Genomic DNA, 17274 nt, shown 5'->3' on the forward strand with positions numbered 1-17274 from the left:
AAATGACTACTTTCAACGGAGGGCTTTTAATGAATCGTGGATTTTTCCCCGGCGGCGGCGTTGGCGGAGGTTTTGGTGGAGGCTTTGGCGGTGGGTTCGGTCGTCCTTTCTTTCGCCCCTTCCCCCACCCCTTCTTCCCCGGCCGCGCCTTGTTTCCGGTTTTCTTCTTTTCTCCGTTTTTATTCCCCTTCTTCCGGGACGGACAATCGGACGACATGCTGTTCGCGCAGCATCAAGCCCAACCTGGCGATACGTTAGCCTCGGTAGGCCACAAATACAATATCCCTCATGCGATCCTGGAAGAAGCCAACCCGCAGCTGTCTAACCCGAGCCGTCTTCAGGCCGGCGAGACGGTTTACATCCCCCCGCATTTCCAATATGATGTGTCAAAAGTCTTACACGGAGATGCAGGCAACGGAGCAGCAGGTACAACCGGCGATGCAAGGCCATTATAAATAACCGAATAACGACCCCGCGCCTGTCAAGACCTATCCTTATGCGACATAATCCGACAAAACGACCATATCGTTTTGATTCGGGCATGTGGTAATATAAACCTCAAATCGGTTGCCGGCGGGAACCGATTTGAGGGACCGAGCCCTGTCGCTCCGACAGCCGTCGAAGCCCGCGCCAACCAACCCAGTACAAACTTCAAGGAGGCTTAACGGAAATGATGAAAATGAAATGGACGGCGATCCTCTCCTGCGTCCTGGCCGCAAGTTTGATGTCCGGAACGGCGGCATTCGCCAAGTCGGCCGAGCAGCACGGCAACAAAGGCGGCAACTCGGCCGTCGTCAAAACGCAGGTCGAAGAGAAGAAGAACGATTCCGATGCCAACGATAAAAAAGGAAAGCGCCTCATCCGCTACATACGGCAATTCGGAAAGCGTCACGTCCGCTACCTACGGGGGATCGAACGGCTACAAAGGACTGCTCCACGCCATCGAGAACGTCAAGGACAAGCCCGCCGGCGCCGTTCTGGCTAACCTCCTGCTCACGAAGTACGAGATGAAGCTAACGGATCAGCAGAAGGCTGATCTGGAGGCCATTCAAGAACAAGACAAGGCCCTGTCCGCGATCGCCGACTTGCTCGACGAAAAGGGCAGCGTCGCCGACGCCGTGTACGTGCAAAAAGAAGCCATCAAAGCCAATGCCAAAAACCTGGATGGCTACCAGAAGCTCGGCAAGCTGTACAAAAAAGTCGGGTAAAACCGGCGTGAACCTGTTCATCAACGGGGACGAGACGATTCCCGCAGTAGCGCCGATCATCCGCGACGGCAGCACGCTAGTGCCTTTCCGCGCCATTGCCGAGGCGCTGCGGGCTGAAGTCGTCTATAACGCCGCCGACCACACCGTCACCGTGACCCGCGACGGCATATCCGTCAAGCTCGTCTTGAACAGCAAGACGGCGTACGTAAACGGAAAAACCGTTAAGCTGGAGGTCAGCGCGACCGTCGTGAAGGGCAGTACCGTCGTTCCCGTGCGGTTCGTCAGCGAAGCGCTGGACTCGACCGTCAAGTGGGAGCCGGTATCCCAATCCGTCGTGATCTACGACAATCCGTAAAGACCGGATAAAGAAACTGCGCTGCAAGTCCGAGATGGACCTGCAGCGCAGTTTTTGATTTCCGTTACCAAGGGAGCTCGCTGTCCATGTAGTAGAACCCGCCGGTCGGCCCGTCCTGGGGCAGCGTCGCCAGACGAACGGCCGTGATCGCGCCGTCCTCCGCCGTCAGCTCCGCCTTATCGCCGCCCATGCGCGTCTTGACCAGGCCGGGGTGGACGGAGTTGACCTTCAGGTTCGTCCCCTTCGAACGCTGCGCCCAGTAGGCCGTCAGCATGTTGAGCGCCGCCTTGGACGCCGCGTAGGCCGGGGTGGCGATCCGCTGCGCGAGTTCATTGTTCAGCATAAAATGAATCGACCCGAGCGCGCTGCTCTGGTTCACGATGCGGCCCGCATCGCTCTGGAGCAGCAGCGGCATGAGCGTCTCCGTGATAAGGAACGGCGCGAACGTGTTCACCTCGAACGTATCCCGGAACGCGTCTCCTTCGTACGCGCCGCTCTCCGCCCAGATGCCCGCGTTGTTCACCAGAATGTCCAAGCGGCCGTACTGCTGCGCGATATACCGTGCCAGCTCCGCGATATGCGACGCATTGGTCACCTCGAGCTCGACCCCTTCGGCCTGGATGCCTTCCCGGCGCAGCTCGGACGCGGCCTTCTCCGCGGCGCCGATCGTGCGCGCCGACACCAGCACCGTGATGCCCTGGCGACCCAACTGCCGGGCCACCTCCAGTCCGATTCCGCCGCTTGCGCCGGTTATTAATGCGATTTTGTCGTTGATTGTCATGATGAAATGCCTCCTCGTTTAAGTTCGATTTCTCTTTTATTCGGGTGCCTCGTTAAAGGTCGTTGCCTCGTTCGTTGCGTTGCCTCGTTCGTTCTGTTGCCTCGTTATCCGTTGCTTGCGACGAGATCCGCTGCATGAACGTGACGCACGGTCGCCAGGTGATGGACGTATGCGGCTTCGCTCTCGGCTAGCTGTTCATCCGTCACGTGCCTGGCGTTGTGCGTCGCGAAGGGCGGCAGATAGTGCGCGCCGACGTAGTTCGCGAGCGCCTCGACGGGTTTGGCGATATCCCGGATCGTGAACAGATTGTATCCGCCGGGCTGATACGAAGCCGCCGACCCCGCCGTCGAGATCGCGATGCCGATCTCCTTGCCCTTTAAGTGCTCGCCGCCCGGACCGAACGCCCAGCCTGGCTCCAGCACCTCGTCGAACCACTGCTTGAGCAGCGGAGGCGTACTGTACCAGAAGAGCGGATATTGGAAAATGACGCGGTCATGGCCGTCCAGCAATGCCTGCTCGCGGCGGACGTCGATCCGATAATCGGGATAGGTCCGATACAGCTCGTGCACGGTCGTATCGGGCAACTGCTTCATGCGTTCGGTCCAGGCTCGGTTGATTTTGGACTGCTGTAGATCCGGATGCGCGACGACAATCAACGTTTTCATAGTCATGCTCCCTTTGATCAAAGTATTGAGAACGATCATTCTCGAATGTTGAAAAAAAGGCGATGCGCTCAAGGCTCCAAAATACGCATCGTCAGTTCGGCGGTTCGCTCGAGCTTCTCCTTCGCGACCGTCGTCCGCGTCATGACGCGAAGTCCGGTCAACGCGTTATGCAGGTATTCGGCCAGCTCCGCGGTGCCGTATCGCTGGGCGAATTCCCCGCTCTCCTGCCCCCATGCGACGATCTCCGCCAGCAGCCGCTCCGTGCTCGCGAACGCTTCGCGAGCCTTGGCATCCACCTCCGCGTCCCGCAGCGCCAGTTCGGCGGCCGAATTCACCAGCATGCAGCCGGCGGGCGCGTCCTCCTCGCCGTGGATGATAAACCCGAAGACGAACCGCAGCGCTTCTCCGGCAGACCGGGACTGCTTGACGCCGGCCGTCAGCCTGCCGCTGATCCGGTCCTCGAACCGCTCCAGCGCCTTGAGGAATAAGGTGTGCTTGTCGGTAAACGTATCGTAAAGGCTTCTGCGGTGGATGCCCATATGCTCGACGAGATCGTTCAGCGACGTCTTCTCGTAGCCCTGCTCCCAGAATAGCTTCATCGCTTTTTCCAGGACCGCGGCTTCTTCGAACTCTTTGCTTCTGGCCATGGTTATTCCCTCCCGACCTCCATCATATCATTATGAGAACGACCGGTAAAGAATGAGCGCGCCGAAACGAGGATGCAGTCATCCGATGGTCAGCCGATCGCCCGCAGCTCCCGCCCCTGCGCGGACAACCATGCCACGGCTTCGCTCCGGTCCTCGAAGCTCTCATGGCGGTAAGGCAGCGTGCCCAGGCCGTCCACCGTGCGGTTGACGCTCATCTTGGCGATCAAGCTGCGGGGTTCGAGCATCGCCAGATGGCGTAGGCCGCTCTCGTACGCGCGCCGGATAAAAAACTCGCCGATCCACGCCTTGTCCTCGGCCTTGATCGCCGAGCCTTCGCGCATATCCATCAGCACCTTGCTGCCATACCGCAGCTTCAGCAGGTCGGCGCCCTTGAGCAGAATCGTCTGGAATTCCTCGCCGTAAGCGAATCCCTTCCACTCGATGATGACACTTCGCAGTTCGTCGTCCCAAGAGACCTTGCCGTGCTTCGATTCAAAATAACGCATACCGTCCAGCTCCTTCAATGATTGTTATTACGGGAACGATCGTTCTCAAAAAAGGATACCTTGTCGTTCCTCGTTCTTGCCTGTGAATACAGATTAGCACATTGAGAACGATCAGTAAAGAATTATTTTTACCGATCGTTCTCAATCGAGCGATGAGACATACAAGGGCTATCGCGCAAAAGTACGCGATCGAGAGCCGCACCCGTTCGTCGTTCCGCCTATCACGCAAAAGTGCAGGATTTTTACCCGAAACAACCGGGTTCTTGCTTAAACAGATGAGCTATCGTGCACTTTTGCGCGATAGATCGCAAAAACCCTCCATATCAGCCTTGGATGATGCACTTTTGCAGGATAGCACTAGACATCTTGACGACCTAGTCGACTTAGACGCCTTGACGATCTAGACGACCTAAACGCCTAGACGACTTAGACGACCCAAACGACCTAAACACGCGAGCTCGGAATCCAGCCTCGCAGCTCCGCCCCGCCCTCCGTCCGGTTGGCCGCGGTCAGGTCGCCGCCATGCGCCCGGAAGATGCGCCGCGCGATGGCCAGGCCCAGACCTGCTCCGCCCGTGTCCCGGCTGCGGGACGACTCGCCCCGATACAAAGGCTCGAAGATCCGGGGAAGGTCCTCGGGGGCGAACCCCGAACCCGTGTCCCGGACGATCACGATGACGCGGTCGCCCTCCGGCCAGCATCGCACCACGATGCTCCCTTTTGGCGGCGTGTGCCTCAGCGCGTTTTCCAGCAAGTTGCCGAACGCGCGCGAGAGATGATGGGCATCGCCGCTGATGAGGTTCGGCTCGTCGCCCGGAGGCGCCGCCACGATTGATATTCCCTTGGCCTGCGCGGCTCCGCGAGCGCCCTCGGCGGCGCGACGAACCTCTTCCGTCAGGTCCAGCGTCTCTCCCGCCTGGGCAGTCCGGGGATACTCCGTCTTCACGAACGCGAACAAGTCCGATATCAGGCAGTCCAGCTGGCCGGCCTTGTCCTGACATACGGCGACGTATTTTTCGCCTGCTCCGGAGAAGCGGCGATCCCTTGCTCGAGCCCTTCTAGATACCCGCGCAGCGCGAACAAGGGCGTCCGCAAGTCGTGGGCGATCGCCCCGATGAAAAACCGCCGTTCCTCCTCAAACGCTTCCCGTTCCGCCAGGGATTGCCGGAGTCCGGCGAGCATCGCCTCGAACCCGTCCCGCACCTCCGCGATCTCGCGGATGCGGGAGTCGGGCAGGGCGACGTCCAGGTCCCCGCCGGCGATCTCCCGGGCGCTCCGCCCCATCGCTTCGAGCGGCCTCGCGATCCACCGGCGCAGACCGCATCCCAGGAATACGGCTGCCAGAAGCGCGCCGGCCAGCGCGGCGATCCAGACGCCGGCCCGGCTCGTCGCGGCGATCGCGGAGATCGTCGTCCGGCGAGCCGGCCCGAATCCGCAGAAGACCGGAACGATCACGCTCCAGTAGCGGCAGAGCGATCAAAAAAACGGCTTCCGCGAGGAAGCCGTTAGCCCTTATTTAAAAATCACGAATTTTAGTTCCTTCTCTTTTAGATACTTGATGATGGCAGGCAAGGCTTCTACCGTGTGCTGGTCCTCGTGCATGACGTACACGCCGCCGGCAGCCTCGACCTCTCGGAAGTACCGGATGATGTCCTCGGCGCTTTTGGCGTTCCAGTCCTCCGGGTCCCGGTTCCACAGGAGCGTCTTCATATGCTGCTTCGCGGCGGCCGAGACGAGCGCGTCGTTGACGGCGCCGTACGGGGGCCGGAACAGCGTCACCCTGTCATGGGTCAAGGAATCCAGCAGGCTGCTCGTCATGGACAGATTTTTGCTCTGCTCCTTCGCCGAGGATTTGGTCAGCACGCCGTGATCCCAGGAGTGATTCCCGATCGACATGCCGTGCTCGTGCGCGTAGACCACGCCTTCCGGATGACGCTCCGCGTTTTTCCCGACGAACAGGAACGTCGCCGCGATCTTGTGTTCGGTTAAAATATCCACGATCTTCTTCGTGAGCGGGGGAAGGTCCGTCATCGAAGGTCAAGGCGACCTCGTCTTTGGGCAGTCCGAAAAATTTCTTTTTCGCTTCGATGTCGACGACCACGTATCCTGTCTCCTCGGCGTCCTGCTGAAGCGAGGCTTGCGCCGGCGCCTTCTGCACGACGGGATCCGCGGCGGCGTCCTCATGGTCCGCATGAACGGCCGCATGGACAGCCGCTTCCTTGACGTTGTCCCGGACGGCGGCCGGCTCGATCGGGGCGATCGGCTCCGCAGCGCCGACCGTCCTCATCTCCGCGCTGCGCGCCTCTCCGCCGGGCAGCGCATCCGCCCTGCCGCCGGCCGAGACATAGAGAACGGCCGCCGCCCCGCACAGCAGCAGCAGAAGCAGCGCCGACAGCCTCGGACCGTATGGCGCAAGCTTGCGCAGCAGCGGCCCCCGGCTCCGGGCAGGCCGCTCTCGCCTGCTCTCCGGCCCCTCCCCACCAGGCGCGAGGAGCGGGAGCTCGCCCTGCCGGATTCGGCGGATCTGCGCCAGATACGCCTCGCTGCAAGCGAAATACTGCGTGTCCTGCAGCGCGCTCGTCATCCTGACCAGCGCGCTATAATAAGTTTGCCTGTACGGATCCCACTTGGGGTAAGGCGAGAGCCTCGCCCTGCCGCCGTCCAGCGGACGCAAGGCTTCCAGTTCCGAATAAGTAAGCGCGTCGATATCGATCGCGTATGTATGCTGCCCGTCCTCGCGGGACACGGCGATTTCCATGCGATTCCTGCCGTCCTCGGTACGCCCGAGCGACAGCAGCTCCATTACCTGTATGCTGTAAGTATTCATGCCGCCTTCGCCCTTCTACTCCCGGTTCCGATTGTAAAAAGCCTTAGTCGGCGGAGACGCCGTCCGTCCGGCCCGCGTTCGAACCGAAAGGAGACGTCAGCCGGCTGGTGAAGTCGTTCACGATCGTCAGCAGATGCGTCTTCTCCTGACGCAGGGCGTCGAATTTCTGCTTCATCTGGGCGAGCTCCGACTCGAGCCGCTCGTTTTTTTCTTCAAGCTCGCCGATCTTTTTTGTTTTTCTCCGCGGAGGTGCCGTTGTACTTCTGGAGCAGGCCCGCATAGTTCTGGCGTTCGAGCTCGAGCATGCCCTTAAGCTCCTCGATCTCGCCGGTAAGCGCGGCCTGCAGCTCCCGGTAATCCTCCATCATCTGATCGACCTTCAGGTTCTTGTCGCCCAACCGCCGCTCAAGCTCCTGAATGCTTTTCTCGCGCTCCTCGATGACCTTGCCCAGGTTTTTAAGGTCCCGGTTCAGCCGGTCGGTCTGGCCGTTCGCATGGCCGAGCCGATCCTGCAGGTCGCGGTGGCTCATCTCGACATGCTGCTTTTCCTTGATCATCTGTTCGACGGCGAAAATCAGATCGAGCGACTTCTTGTCCATATGGCTCTTAGGGACTAGTACGGCGTCCGTCGCCGCTTCGCTCTCCCCGGTTTCCGCCGCAAAGGCCGTTCCCTCGGCCTCCATTTTCTGCGCGTCCTTCCTCAAGCCTATCTCTTCGCGCGAAGGCTGCTGCTCCGCGCCGTTCTTCTTTTTAAGGAAGGGAGAAAACATCGATGAATTCACCTTTTCTGAATAAATGTTGATTCGTGTCGAATAATGTTAGTTTCATTATAGATGAATTTTCCAATTAATTTGCGGGGCCGAAGTACCTATTTGTATACCAATAATTAGGCTAAAAGGAGGGGGGACGAGATGATAGCGCAATCATCGAGACAGGTGTATTTCAGGGAAAGGCTGGCGAGGCGAGGCCGTTTGTTATGGGTTGAGCTGCCTTTCGCCGGCGGCATTGCGAACGGGTTGGATTTGTTTCTGTTGGGGACTCCCTGAACGTGATGAACGGTGTAAAAATGCAGTTCGTTTCCGGATCAGATCGATTTCGCCAGCGGGATTGCGCGCGCAGGATTTGTTTCCGGCCGGGACTTCGTGCGTGAACCAACTGCGAACGTCATAAAAAAAGCCCGCCGCCGGAATCGGCGGCGGGCAAGTAAGCGTTCGACTTAAGGCCTCAGCCGTCCGTCTCGCGGATTTCTTTTTCCATGACAAAGTCGTCCATCACGTAGCCGCTGCCGATGTCCGCGACCTGCTCGCGCACTTTTTTGAAGCCTTTCTTTTTCGTACACCGCGATCGAGGCGTCGTTGTGCCGGTTGACGGTCAGCCAGATGGCGCCAAGGCCGCGCTCACGGCACAGACGCGTCAAAAAAAGCCATCGCGCGGCTCGCGTAGCCGTGTCCTCGCTGCGCCTTCAGGACGTACAGCTTGCTTAGGAACAGCTTCCCGCCCTCTGCCTTGACGGCCAAGTAACCGACGTTGTCCCCGCCGGCCTGCATCAGATAATATTCGTACCCCTGCTGCGCGATCTGATCCGCGATGGCGGTCGGCGACTGGAACTTCTCCACCATATAGACAATCTGTCGATGGGATAGCAGCGCCCCGTAATATTCGTGCCAGATCTCCAAGGCGAGTCCGGCTACGCCAGCCGAATCTTCCGCCAGCACCGGGCGACAAGCCCATGCCTCTTGCGCCATTCCCTGCCAACCTCCCGCTTGCCTGCTGCGCGCCGTTCCAGGCCGTTCTCTTCCGCGTTCTGAACAATGGCGCTTTTATACATCTTATTCTATCTCTAATACTGGGAGTGAACAACAATGTCCGTCGACACCTGCGACGCAATCTCAACGCGCGCACCTTGCGCCAATCTTTGCTTGGCTGCGCTCAGTGCGATGGCGCAAGCTGCGCAACCGGCGGCGGCTTCGGTATGCCCAGGGCGAGACTAGCGAACGTGATGACCCAGCCACGACGTACGCCGGCGCCAGCATGGCTGCGGGAACGATATCGCCCGCGGTCATGAGCTGGAACGGGATCAGACCGGTATTCACGAGCGCCCCCAGGCCGCCGATTAAAGCGAATGTCAGCTGCGTCAGGCAGATCGCCGCGGCATAGACAAGCCAAAAGGCTTCCGCCTTGCGGCGGAAGCTTTTGGTTCGAACGGGACTCAGGCGCGTATCCTGATCGCTCAGTTCATTTTTACTGCTGCGGCGCCATGTTGTTGTAAATGCGCGTCGCGTTCACCTTGCCCGTGCTCACGTCCTCGCTCGTGTAGCCCGACACGATGTTGCCGACTTTGAACTCCTTTTGCAGCAGCTCATCGGACGGTTCGGCGGCCGTCGGGCCGTCGATGCCCATGGCGGTATCCGGCGTGACCGTCACCCAGAGGTCGCCGACCTTGAAGCTCTTGCCGTCCGCGCTCACTTCGGAGATGACGCCGTCGATATTGACCATCGCTTTGCCTTTGATCGGGGCTTCCTCCTTTGCCGGTGCCATGTTGTTGTAGATGACGTCAGCCGTCACGCGGCCCGAAGAGACATCTTGGGAGGTGAAGCCGGACACGATGTTGCCGACTTTGAACTCCTTTTGCAGCAGTTCTTCGGAAGGCGCGGTCGCCGTCGGTTCGTTGCTGCCCAGCTTCGTCTGGTCCGTGATTTCTACCCACAGGTCGCCGACCTTGAAGCTCTTGCCGTCCGCGCTCACCTCGGAGATGACGCCGTCGATGTTGACCTGCACCTTGCCCATGATCGGAGGCTTCTCGGACACCACCTGCGAAGGCTGCGCCGTCGCCGACGGGGGAGACTGTCGGGGAAGCGACCGAATCCTTCGTCGGGCCGTTCTGATTGATTGCAAAAATGCCGACCGCCAGTACCGCGCACGCCGCTGCTCCAACCGTCCAACCTGTCAACGTCTTTTTCTTCGCCTTTTCCATTTTAGCCATCTCCTTGGATTGGATTTGATGAACCGAGCCGTTCGACTCCGTTTTTTCCAGTTCGCGCATAAGCTTTTCGTACGTGGCCTCGTTAAAGTCCTCGCTCGTTTTCAAATGAGACATCGCGGATTTATATACTGAACGCTTCATCCTCTGCGCCTCCGATCTTCTCTTTTAACAGCATCCGTCCTCTGGCGAGCCACGTCCCGACCGTAGCGGGCTTAGCCTGCAAAATGTCCGCGATCTCCTGGATCGAATAGCCTTCGTAATAGTGCAGGTGAATCGGGATCCGGTACTTCTTGTCCAGCGCCAGCACGGCCTGCAGCACCTCGTTCTCTTCCCGGGGGGGAGGTAGCTCAGGTTTTCGGGAACCGGATTGCGGCTCCTGAACCAGCCGGCCTTGAGCATATTTTTGCTTTTATTGATCGTCGTGCGGATCAACCACGCTTTTTCGTGTTCGTTATTTTCGAAAACCGGGCGTTTCTGCAGATAGGCGAGGAAGACGTCCTGCGCCACCTCTTCCGCATCGGCCATATTTTTCAGGTATGCGAAGGCGATTTTGATCAGACTTTGCGAATAACGATCCAAGGCCCGTCGCACAGATTCATTGAGCTCAAATGAATTGTACACCTCAGCACCTCCTTTCCCTTTGAATACAACCGAGCGGGCGGATATTTTTCATGGCGGACGGTTTTTTTAAAAATATTTTGCGCTTCCTCGTTGGTTTACACGCAATAGACGCTGCGAGAGCCGGAAATGCGTGCAGCATGCGCGGCGAGCGGCAGCGGCGAGCGCAAAAAAACCCGCAGCGCATGCGGGCCTGTCTGTTCCATTCAATTAAGCTTTAAAATGGCCGATCGCTTCTTGCAGTTCCTCCGCCGTTCTGCTCAGCGCTTCAGCCGAAGCGGATACTTCTTCCATGGCTGCGTTTTGCTCCTCCGACGAAGCGGCCACGTTCTGCATGTTGGCTGCGGATTGCTCGGCGATATGGGCTACGTTTTCCATCATCTGCAGCATGTTCTGCGCGCTTGCGCTCACTTGTTCCGCGATGGAGGCGACTTCTTGGGATTCGACGGCCGCTTGGCCGACGGCGCCCGCGATAAGCGAGAACGATTCGCCCGACCGATTCACAAGCTCGATGCCCGTTTGAACGACGGACGCCCCGGCATCCATCGCATACACCGCTTTGTCCGCTTCCTTCTGAATCTCCTGAATCAGTTCCCGAACTTGACCGGCAGCCTCGCTGGACTGCTCGGCCAGCCGCCTCACCTCGCGGGCTACGACAGCAAAGCCGAGTCCATGCTCGCCCGCCCGCGTCGCCTCGATGGCGGCATTTAAGGAAAGGATGTTCGTTTGAGCTGAAATGTCCGTGATCATCTCCGCGATCTGATTGATTTCTTTGGACTTCTCGCTCAAGGCATACACGACCTCCGACGTCTCGCCGACGGAAGCGCGCACGAGGTTCATCTGCTCGATCGCCTGAGCCACGACTTGATTGCCGGCGTCGGCTTTGTCGTTCGCATCCGTGTTGCGCGCCGCGACCCGTTGGATCGAAGATGCGGCCAGTTCCATGCCCTTCGTGATCTCCTCGGCCGCCTGAGCCGCCGCCGCCACGCTGGACACTTGCAAAGCCGATCCCTCTGCCACCTCTTGAATGGCCGCCGAGATTTGCTCGGTCGCCCTGCTCGTCTGTTCGGCGCTGGCCGCCAGCTCTTCGGAGGTTGCCGCGACTTGCTCGGTGTTCATCCCGACTTCGCCGATCAATCGACGCAGATTCGACTTCATCAAGTTGAAGGAAGAAGCCAGCTTGGCCATTTCGTCTTTATTTTTCACCCGAATGTCCGGCAGCGTCAGATCGCCCGACGCGATCTTCTCCGCACCGTCCGCCAGCGCCAGAATCGGCCTGGCGATGACCCGGGAGATCAGCAGCGCGATTCCGATCGCCAGAACCAGGGAGATCAAGCTGAGCGTAAGCACGGTCTGGATGACGGAGTCCACCAGCCGCGAATTGGTTTTGCTCCCTTCATCCATGAGCGAGGTCTGGAGCTTGGCGATCTGATCCGCCAAGTCGCGGATTTTGATCGCGATCGGCGAAGCCTTTTCAACGAAATACGCCTTTGCTGCCGCCGGGTCGGTGCGCAATAGCGCGAGAACCTGATCCGACTCCGTCTTGAACCCGGCGTTCAGATCTGAAAGCTGGCGCAGCGTGTCCTTCACTTGCTGAAGCTGGGCCAAGCCGCTCGTCGTTGCGATGACGCCGTCAAGACCGGAGATCATCTCGGCCAGCGTGTCGGAGGAACCTTCCTCCCGGAGCAATGCGCCGCGCAAGCTGCTGTTCTCTCTGGATGCATAATTTTGCATTTCCTTCGCCTGAATCAGAATCTCGGTCCGCCGTCCGACAAGGTCCGAGTAGGAATTGTCTATATGCCGCAATTGCAGATAGGAAATCGCGCTGATCAAACCGAGAAGAATAATAACGCCCAAAAAGCCTGCCATCAGCTTTTTCCGTATCGTAAAATTCATGTTCTGCCTCCTACACTGTTGTGATCGCTACAAGCTAATTCAATAGTAAAGACGAAGTGTAAAAAGACCTAAACAAATTGTTCCAAAGGATCGAAAACCCTCCAAATTTGTGTCGAAATTTGGCATAAGTATAGACATTCATATGTCAAAAGTCGCAAGAAGGACTCATTTAAAGGTGAGGGGGGCTATGGGCGGCCAATTGCTCCGTATCGAGCTGCCTTCTCGAGATACGTGGAGACGAGCCCAGACAAAAGGGAAATAAAAAAAGCGCCCGAGGGCGCTTTTCTGCAAACGATAGGCGAACTGCAATCAGGAGATCGCGAGATGGTAGCCGTACAGCGCGGCCGAGCCTGTCGGCTTAATGAGGACGACATGATAGGTGTGGCCAGCAGTCTTGCTGAACGAGATCGTCCGCTGCGGGCTCGCCGGCGAGATGCTGCCGGTTGCGAGCGTGGTAGAGGTCGTCGCGTCGATGATCGAGATATACTGGTTGACGACCTCGCTCGTCCCCCCGTCGGACGAGAACGTAACGGACACGGTGCCGCCCGATGCCGCCGAAAACGCAAAATAGTCGTTGTCCGCCCCGCCCCCGGCCCGTTCAACGATCCGATCACGGTGTCGCCGATGCTGACGGCGTCCGCCGTAGACGCCGAGTTGTTGCTCTCGCTCTCGTACACGGTTGCCGCAGACGCGGCGTTCGCACCGGCGAGCAGCATGCCCAACACAGTTAGGGAGGCCAGCGCTTTGCGAGGTTGCCATACAGCTTGCATCATATCAATTCGCTCCTTTGGATTAGAGCGGGCTTGCCCGCTCGGATGGGTGGTGCGCTATCTAATTTAGCACCACGTCCGGCGGGCGGATACGGTAGGAATTGTACATTGCTGTATATTTCGGACATATCCTTCCTGGCGGGATGAGTTTGCAGCCGCGCGCTTGGCTTAAATGCGATTCGCCGCCGTCTCATACAACGACGCATCCACCCCCTGCACGAACGGCGTCCACTCCCCCCGCAGCGTAGAGCAGCAGCCGATGCATCGCGCGCGTGCAGGCCGTGTAGAACAGCTTGCGCTCGCTCTCCCGCCCGTATGTCTGAGCGGAAGCGTCGCAGATCAGCACGGCGTCGAATTCGACGCCCTTCGCGAGGTACGCAGGCAGCACCAGCGTTCCCTTCTCGAAGGTCGGCGTCTCCTTCGTGACGAGCCGCAGCGAAGGGCTACCCTGCGCGCGCAGCGCCTCGTAGGCTTCGGCGCTCTCGGCCGCCGTCTTCGCGATGACGGCGATGGAGGCGAAGCCTTCGGCCCGCAGCGCCGCGACGTCCGCCGCCATCTTCGCCGCGGACTGCTCGCGGCTCGCCGTCTTCGCGAGCAGCGGCTTCGGCCCGCTCCGCTCGAAGGGCACGATCTCCCGGCCGTCCGGCAGCAGCTCCCGCGCGAACGACACGATCTCGCGCGTCGACCGGTAGCTTCGGACCAGCCGGATGAGCCTCGTGTCCGACTCGCCGTACAGCCGGATCAGCGGCGAATCCGCGCCGTGCAGCTCCGTCGCCTGCGTGAAGATCGCCTGCCCGAAGTCGCCGAGCACCGTCATGCGAGCCCGGGGGAACAACCGTTTCAAAAACTCATATTGAAACACCGAATAGTCCTGCCCCTCGTCGACGAAAACATGCCGGATCTCCGTGTTCGTCCGAACGCCCTCGACGAGCTCCTTCAAATACAAGTACGGCGTCGCATCTTCGTAGAACAGCTCGAGCTTGCCGAGCTTCTCCTTGGTCTGCTCGCAGATGTCGTCCCAGAGCGCCGGCGCCTCGGTCTCGCCGGTCATCGCGAGGTACGCTTCTCTGCCGCCGAACAGCTGGGCATATAGCCCGTTCGTGTCGATGAACCGCATCCGCTTGACGATCCGACGCAGCGGCTTGAACCGTTCCTTCACGACCTGTTTGCGCAGCAACTGCTCCTCGCGCTCGGCATAGTCGAAGTCGCTCTCGTCCCGCCGGCTCCGCCCCTGCAGACGCTCTTGAACTTGTTCATACCGCTCGGCGAAGTCGAACACGCCCCGATCCTGATGCAGCTCGCGGAATGCGGCGGCATAATCGTCCTTGTCGAGATAATCAAGCTCCTCCTGCACCCACAGCGCCTCCCGCTCCTCGCGCTCGAGCGCGGCGAGCTCCTGCAGCAGCCACTCCTGCAGCATGGCGACGCGGTTCGCTACGTTAACGGCGGGATCGTAGCCATAGAACTGCGCCTCCATGCGTTCCGCGGGGATCAGGTCGCGATCGCGGAACCGGATGCCGACAAACCGCATGCCCGCCCTTCCCAGCCAGTTCGCATAGCCTCGCAGCGCATGAAGAAAAGCAGCGGACGCTTTGTAAGCGATCCCCTCCAGCCGGGCTTCGTACGCGCGCGAAGCCGACTCTGACAGCACGTATTCGATCTGATCGAACGGGTCCTCCGGACGCAGCCCCGTGCCCAGCCCGATCTCCAGATATTCCTGGAACGTCGTCTGCTGCATGTTCTCTTCGCCGAGCTCGGGGAGCACGGTAGACACGTAGCTGTTGAACATCGGATTGGGCGAGAAAAGGACGATCTGGTCCGCCTTCAGCCGCTCGCGATGACTGTAGAGCAAGTACGCGACCCGCTGCAGCGCCGCCGACGTCTTGCCGCTGCCTGCCGCCCCCTGCACGATGAGCATCCGGCTCTTGTCGTCGCGGATGATGGCGTTCTGCTCCTTCTGGATCGTCGCCACGATGGTCTTCATCTGCGCGTCCGCGCCGTGGCCGAGCACCTGCTGCAGCAGCTCGTCGCCGATCGTCAGGCTCGTATCGAACACGTTCTGCAGACGGCCCTCGCGGATCTGATACTGCCGCTTAAGCTCCATCGTCCCGCTCACGAGTCCGCCCGGCGTATCGTAAAAGGCAGGTCCCGGGGCGTGATCGTAGTACATGCTCGCGATCGGCGTGCGCCAGTCGTACACCAGAAACCGCAAGCCGTCCGATTCGACGAAGGACGACACGCCGATGTACACCTGCTCGCTTGCGTCCAGCCCGTCTTCGATGAAGTCGATTCGACCGAAGTAAGGCGAGGGTAGCAGCCGGCTCAACCCCTTCCATTGCTGCTGTCGCAGCCGGTAGCTGCGTTCCCGCTCCGACAGCAGCGCCTCCTGCTGCTTGATGCTGTAGAAGGTCTCCTCGAAGTCCTCGTCGGTGGCCGTGTTCACCGTCACCTCTTCCCAAAACCGCTTGCGAAGGTCTCCCGCCTGATCCCGCAAGCCCGACGCCTCCGGCTCCAGTTCGGCGATCCTCGTCCGCAGCTTTTCCGTTACCTCGTCCAGACGCGCCTGCTCTTGCTTCCAATCCCGTTCGTTCATCATTTTGCCGATCCCGCTCCCTTCCGTTAATGGGTAGAAAAAGAACGTTTGACAATCCATAAACCCACGTGGTATGATTAATGTGAAGATAACATGCAACAACCATAAATTTATGAGAAATATAGTCAGTGGTTTCTTATCGTACCACGGCTCTGCTTGCGATGCAATCGAATATTTACATACACCGGCCGATGCCGGTTTTTTTTTGTTTTAACGCTCGTACAAGGGAACGACCTACCGGAGGGGGGCACCCAAATGAACACTTCATTCACCCGCAAACTCGGCATCGCCTATCCCATCGTTCAAGCGCCGATGGCGGGCGGCCCCGCCACGCCCGAACTGGCCGCCGCGGTGTCCAACGCCGGCGGGCTGGGCAGCCTGGGCGCTGGCTACTGGCCGCCTGCGCAGATTCGCGACGCGATCCGGGAGGTCAGGCGGCGGACGGATCGACCCTTCGCCGTCAATCTGTTCGTTCCGGAGCGGACGGGGTCGACGGACGACGAGATATCGGCCATGAATGCGCATCTGAACGCTTATCGGGAGAGGCTTGGCATCGAGCCGAACCCCGCGATTGCCGCGTATGCGCCCTCGTTCGAGGATCAGGTGCAGGTCTTGCTGGATGAAAAGGTGCCGGTATTCAGCTTCACCTTCGGCATTCCGCCTGCGGAAACCATTCAGTCGATGAGACGGCGCGGTATCGTTATCGTCGGCACGGCGACGACCGTCGAAGAAGGCATAACCCTTGAAGCGGCCGGGGCTGACGCGATCGTGGCCCAAGGCAGCGAGGCCGGCGGACATCGCGGCACCTTCCTTAGCGAAGCAGCGGACGCGCTGATCGGGACCCTGGCGCTCGTGCCCCAGCTCGCGGACCGGGTGTCGGTACCGGTCATCGCATCGGGCGGCATCATGGACGGACGCGGGCTCGCGGCCAGCCTTGCGCTCGGGGCGTCGGCCGTGCAGATGGGCACCGCGTTTCTGGCGAGCCCGGAGAGCGGCGCCCACGCGGCGCACAAGCGGCTGGTCTTGTCGTCTGCCGAAGACGCCACGGCGATCACGGATGCGTATTCGGGCAAAGCGGCGCGCGGCATTCGCACCGACTTCATGCGGGACATGCGCGCATACCAAGGCGCCATTCCCGACTATCCGATTCAAAACGCATTGACGAAAGACATTCGCCAGGCGGCCGCCCGGGCGGACGATCCGTCGCTCATGTCCCTCTGGGCGGGCCAAGGACTCCGGCTAGCAACAGAGCAGGCGGCAGCCGACATCGTCAAACGAACGATCGCGGAAGCGCAGGCCGCCATCGGAAAGTTGAGCGGGTGATCTCAGTATGGCAGCGAGAGGATTGGAGATGACATAATCGATTTACGTATTTGGTTGTTCCGTATTTGGTTGAAATGTTTACCGTCTGCTATATAATGGGACG

Annotated in this window: 21 protein-coding genes and 1 pseudogene; 6 read left to right on the forward strand and 16 right to left on the reverse strand. The window is 59.7% G+C overall.

Annotated features, from left to right (window positions below; genetic code table 11):
* The first annotated feature begins 29 nt into the window (after positions 1-29).
* From OMP38_RS32360 to OMP38_RS35330, 3 genes are all read left to right on the forward strand, one after another.
* Positions 30-455, forward strand: coding sequence for a LysM peptidoglycan-binding domain-containing protein (locus tag OMP38_RS32360; protein ID WP_277568710.1), 426 nt, complete (start codon positions 30-32; stop codon positions 453-455).
* A 375-nt stretch (positions 456-830) separates the two neighbouring features.
* Positions 831-1208 carry a hypothetical protein gene (locus tag OMP38_RS35325; protein WP_338130718.1) on the forward strand — a complete coding sequence of 126 codons (378 nt, stop codon included), beginning with the start codon at positions 831-833 and terminating at the stop codon, positions 1206-1208.
* 7 nt (positions 1209-1215) lie between these two features.
* A complete protein-coding gene (locus OMP38_RS35330) occupies positions 1216-1563 on the forward strand; it encodes a copper amine oxidase N-terminal domain-containing protein (RefSeq protein ID WP_338130719.1) in 348 nt (115 codons plus the stop codon).
* A 64-nt stretch (positions 1564-1627) separates the two neighbouring features.
* Here OMP38_RS35330 and OMP38_RS32370 read toward each other — a convergent pair whose 3' ends face one another.
* The 7 genes from OMP38_RS32370 to OMP38_RS32400 all read right to left on the reverse strand — a co-directional run bounded on the left by OMP38_RS32370 (position 1628) and on the right by OMP38_RS32400 (position 6192).
* Positions 1628-2338, reverse strand: a complete 711-nt coding sequence (locus OMP38_RS32370) for an SDR family oxidoreductase (protein ID WP_338130743.1) — start codon at positions 2336-2338, stop codon at positions 1628-1630.
* Between the two features lie 110 nt (positions 2339-2448).
* Complete coding sequence (locus tag OMP38_RS32375; protein ID WP_277568712.1) at positions 2449-3009, reverse strand: NAD(P)H-dependent oxidoreductase; 561 nt, start codon at positions 3007-3009, stop codon at positions 2449-2451.
* Between the two features lie 68 nt (positions 3010-3077).
* Positions 3078-3656, reverse strand: a complete 579-nt coding sequence (locus OMP38_RS32380; RefSeq protein WP_277568713.1) for a TetR/AcrR family transcriptional regulator — start codon at positions 3654-3656, stop codon at positions 3078-3080.
* A gap of 89 nt (positions 3657-3745) precedes the next feature.
* Positions 3746-4162, reverse strand: coding sequence for a hypothetical protein (locus OMP38_RS32385; protein ID WP_277568714.1), 417 nt, complete (start codon positions 4160-4162; stop codon positions 3746-3748).
* A gap of 444 nt (positions 4163-4606) precedes the next feature.
* Positions 4607-5107 (reverse strand): sensor histidine kinase, encoded by a 501-nt coding sequence (locus OMP38_RS32390; protein ID WP_277568715.1) that lies wholly within the window; start codon positions 5105-5107, stop codon positions 4607-4609.
* A gap of 20 nt (positions 5108-5127) precedes the next feature.
* Positions 5128-5616: a HAMP domain-containing protein gene (locus OMP38_RS32395; protein ID WP_277568716.1), complete on the reverse strand. Its 489-nt coding sequence runs from the start codon at positions 5614-5616 to the stop codon at positions 5128-5130.
* Positions 5617-5673: 57 nt separating this feature from the next.
* On the reverse strand, positions 5674-6192 hold the full coding sequence (locus OMP38_RS32400) for a polysaccharide deacetylase family protein (protein ID WP_277568717.1): 519 nt from the start codon (positions 6190-6192) through the stop codon (positions 5674-5676).
* A gap of 188 nt (positions 6193-6380) precedes the next feature.
* On the opposite strand from OMP38_RS32400, the gene OMP38_RS32405 reads away from it, so the two are divergent.
* Positions 6381-6509: a hypothetical protein gene (locus tag OMP38_RS32405; RefSeq protein WP_277568718.1), complete on the forward strand. Its 129-nt coding sequence runs from the start codon at positions 6381-6383 to the stop codon at positions 6507-6509.
* A 522-nt stretch (positions 6510-7031) separates the two neighbouring features.
* On the opposite strand, the gene OMP38_RS32410 is transcribed toward OMP38_RS32405, so the two are convergent.
* From OMP38_RS32410 to OMP38_RS32420, 3 genes are all read right to left on the reverse strand, one after another.
* A complete protein-coding gene (locus OMP38_RS32410) occupies positions 7032-7163 on the reverse strand; it encodes a hypothetical protein (RefSeq protein ID WP_277568719.1) in 132 nt (43 codons plus the stop codon).
* A 37-nt stretch (positions 7164-7200) separates the two neighbouring features.
* Entirely contained in the window at positions 7201-7758 is a 558-nt protein-coding gene (locus tag OMP38_RS32415) for a hypothetical protein (protein ID WP_277568720.1), read from the reverse strand.
* A 627-nt stretch (positions 7759-8385) separates the two neighbouring features.
* Positions 8386-8733: a GNAT family N-acetyltransferase gene (locus OMP38_RS32420; protein ID WP_277568721.1), complete on the reverse strand. Its 348-nt coding sequence runs from the start codon at positions 8731-8733 to the stop codon at positions 8386-8388.
* Positions 8734-8920: 187 nt separating this feature from the next.
* On the opposite strand from OMP38_RS32420, the gene OMP38_RS32425 reads away from it, so the two are divergent.
* On the forward strand, positions 8921-9145 hold the full coding sequence (locus OMP38_RS32425) for a hypothetical protein (protein ID WP_277568722.1): 225 nt from the start codon (positions 8921-8923) through the stop codon (positions 9143-9145).
* Positions 9146-9229: 84 nt separating this feature from the next.
* Here OMP38_RS32425 and OMP38_RS32430 read toward each other — a convergent pair whose 3' ends face one another.
* The 6 genes and pseudogenes from OMP38_RS32430 to helD all read right to left on the reverse strand — a co-directional run bounded on the left by OMP38_RS32430 (position 9230) and on the right by helD (position 15851).
* Positions 9230-9775, reverse strand: coding sequence for a DUF5666 domain-containing protein (locus tag OMP38_RS32430; protein WP_277568723.1), 546 nt, complete (start codon positions 9773-9775; stop codon positions 9230-9232).
* A 317-nt stretch (positions 9776-10092) separates the two neighbouring features.
* A complete protein-coding gene (locus tag OMP38_RS32435; protein ID WP_277568724.1) occupies positions 10093-10290 on the reverse strand; it encodes an RNA polymerase sigma factor in 198 nt (65 codons plus the stop codon).
* A gap of 125 nt (positions 10291-10415) precedes the next feature.
* A pseudogene (locus OMP38_RS32440) lies at positions 10416-10496 on the reverse strand (sigma-70 family RNA polymerase sigma factor); the annotation flags it as partial.
* 303 nt (positions 10497-10799) lie between these two features.
* Positions 10800-12485, reverse strand: coding sequence for a methyl-accepting chemotaxis protein (locus OMP38_RS32445; protein WP_277568725.1), 1686 nt, complete (start codon positions 12483-12485; stop codon positions 10800-10802).
* A gap of 309 nt (positions 12486-12794) precedes the next feature.
* Positions 12795-13244 carry a hypothetical protein gene (locus OMP38_RS32450; protein WP_277568726.1) on the reverse strand — a complete coding sequence of 150 codons (450 nt, stop codon included), beginning with the start codon at positions 13242-13244 and terminating at the stop codon, positions 12795-12797.
* A gap of 201 nt (positions 13245-13445) precedes the next feature.
* Positions 13446-15851 carry an RNA polymerase recycling motor HelD gene (helD, locus tag OMP38_RS32455; RefSeq protein WP_338130720.1) on the reverse strand — a complete coding sequence of 802 codons (2406 nt, stop codon included), beginning with the start codon at positions 15849-15851 and terminating at the stop codon, positions 13446-13448.
* A gap of 252 nt (positions 15852-16103) precedes the next feature.
* On the opposite strand from helD, the gene OMP38_RS32460 reads away from it, so the two are divergent.
* Entirely contained in the window at positions 16104-17171 is a 1068-nt protein-coding gene (locus OMP38_RS32460; protein ID WP_277568727.1) for an NAD(P)H-dependent flavin oxidoreductase, read from the forward strand.
* Positions 17172-17274: the final 103 nt, after the last annotated feature.

The organism is Cohnella ginsengisoli, assembly GCF_029525555.1.
Lineage (GTDB): Bacteria > Bacillota > Bacilli > Paenibacillales > Paenibacillaceae > Cohnella > Cohnella ginsengisoli.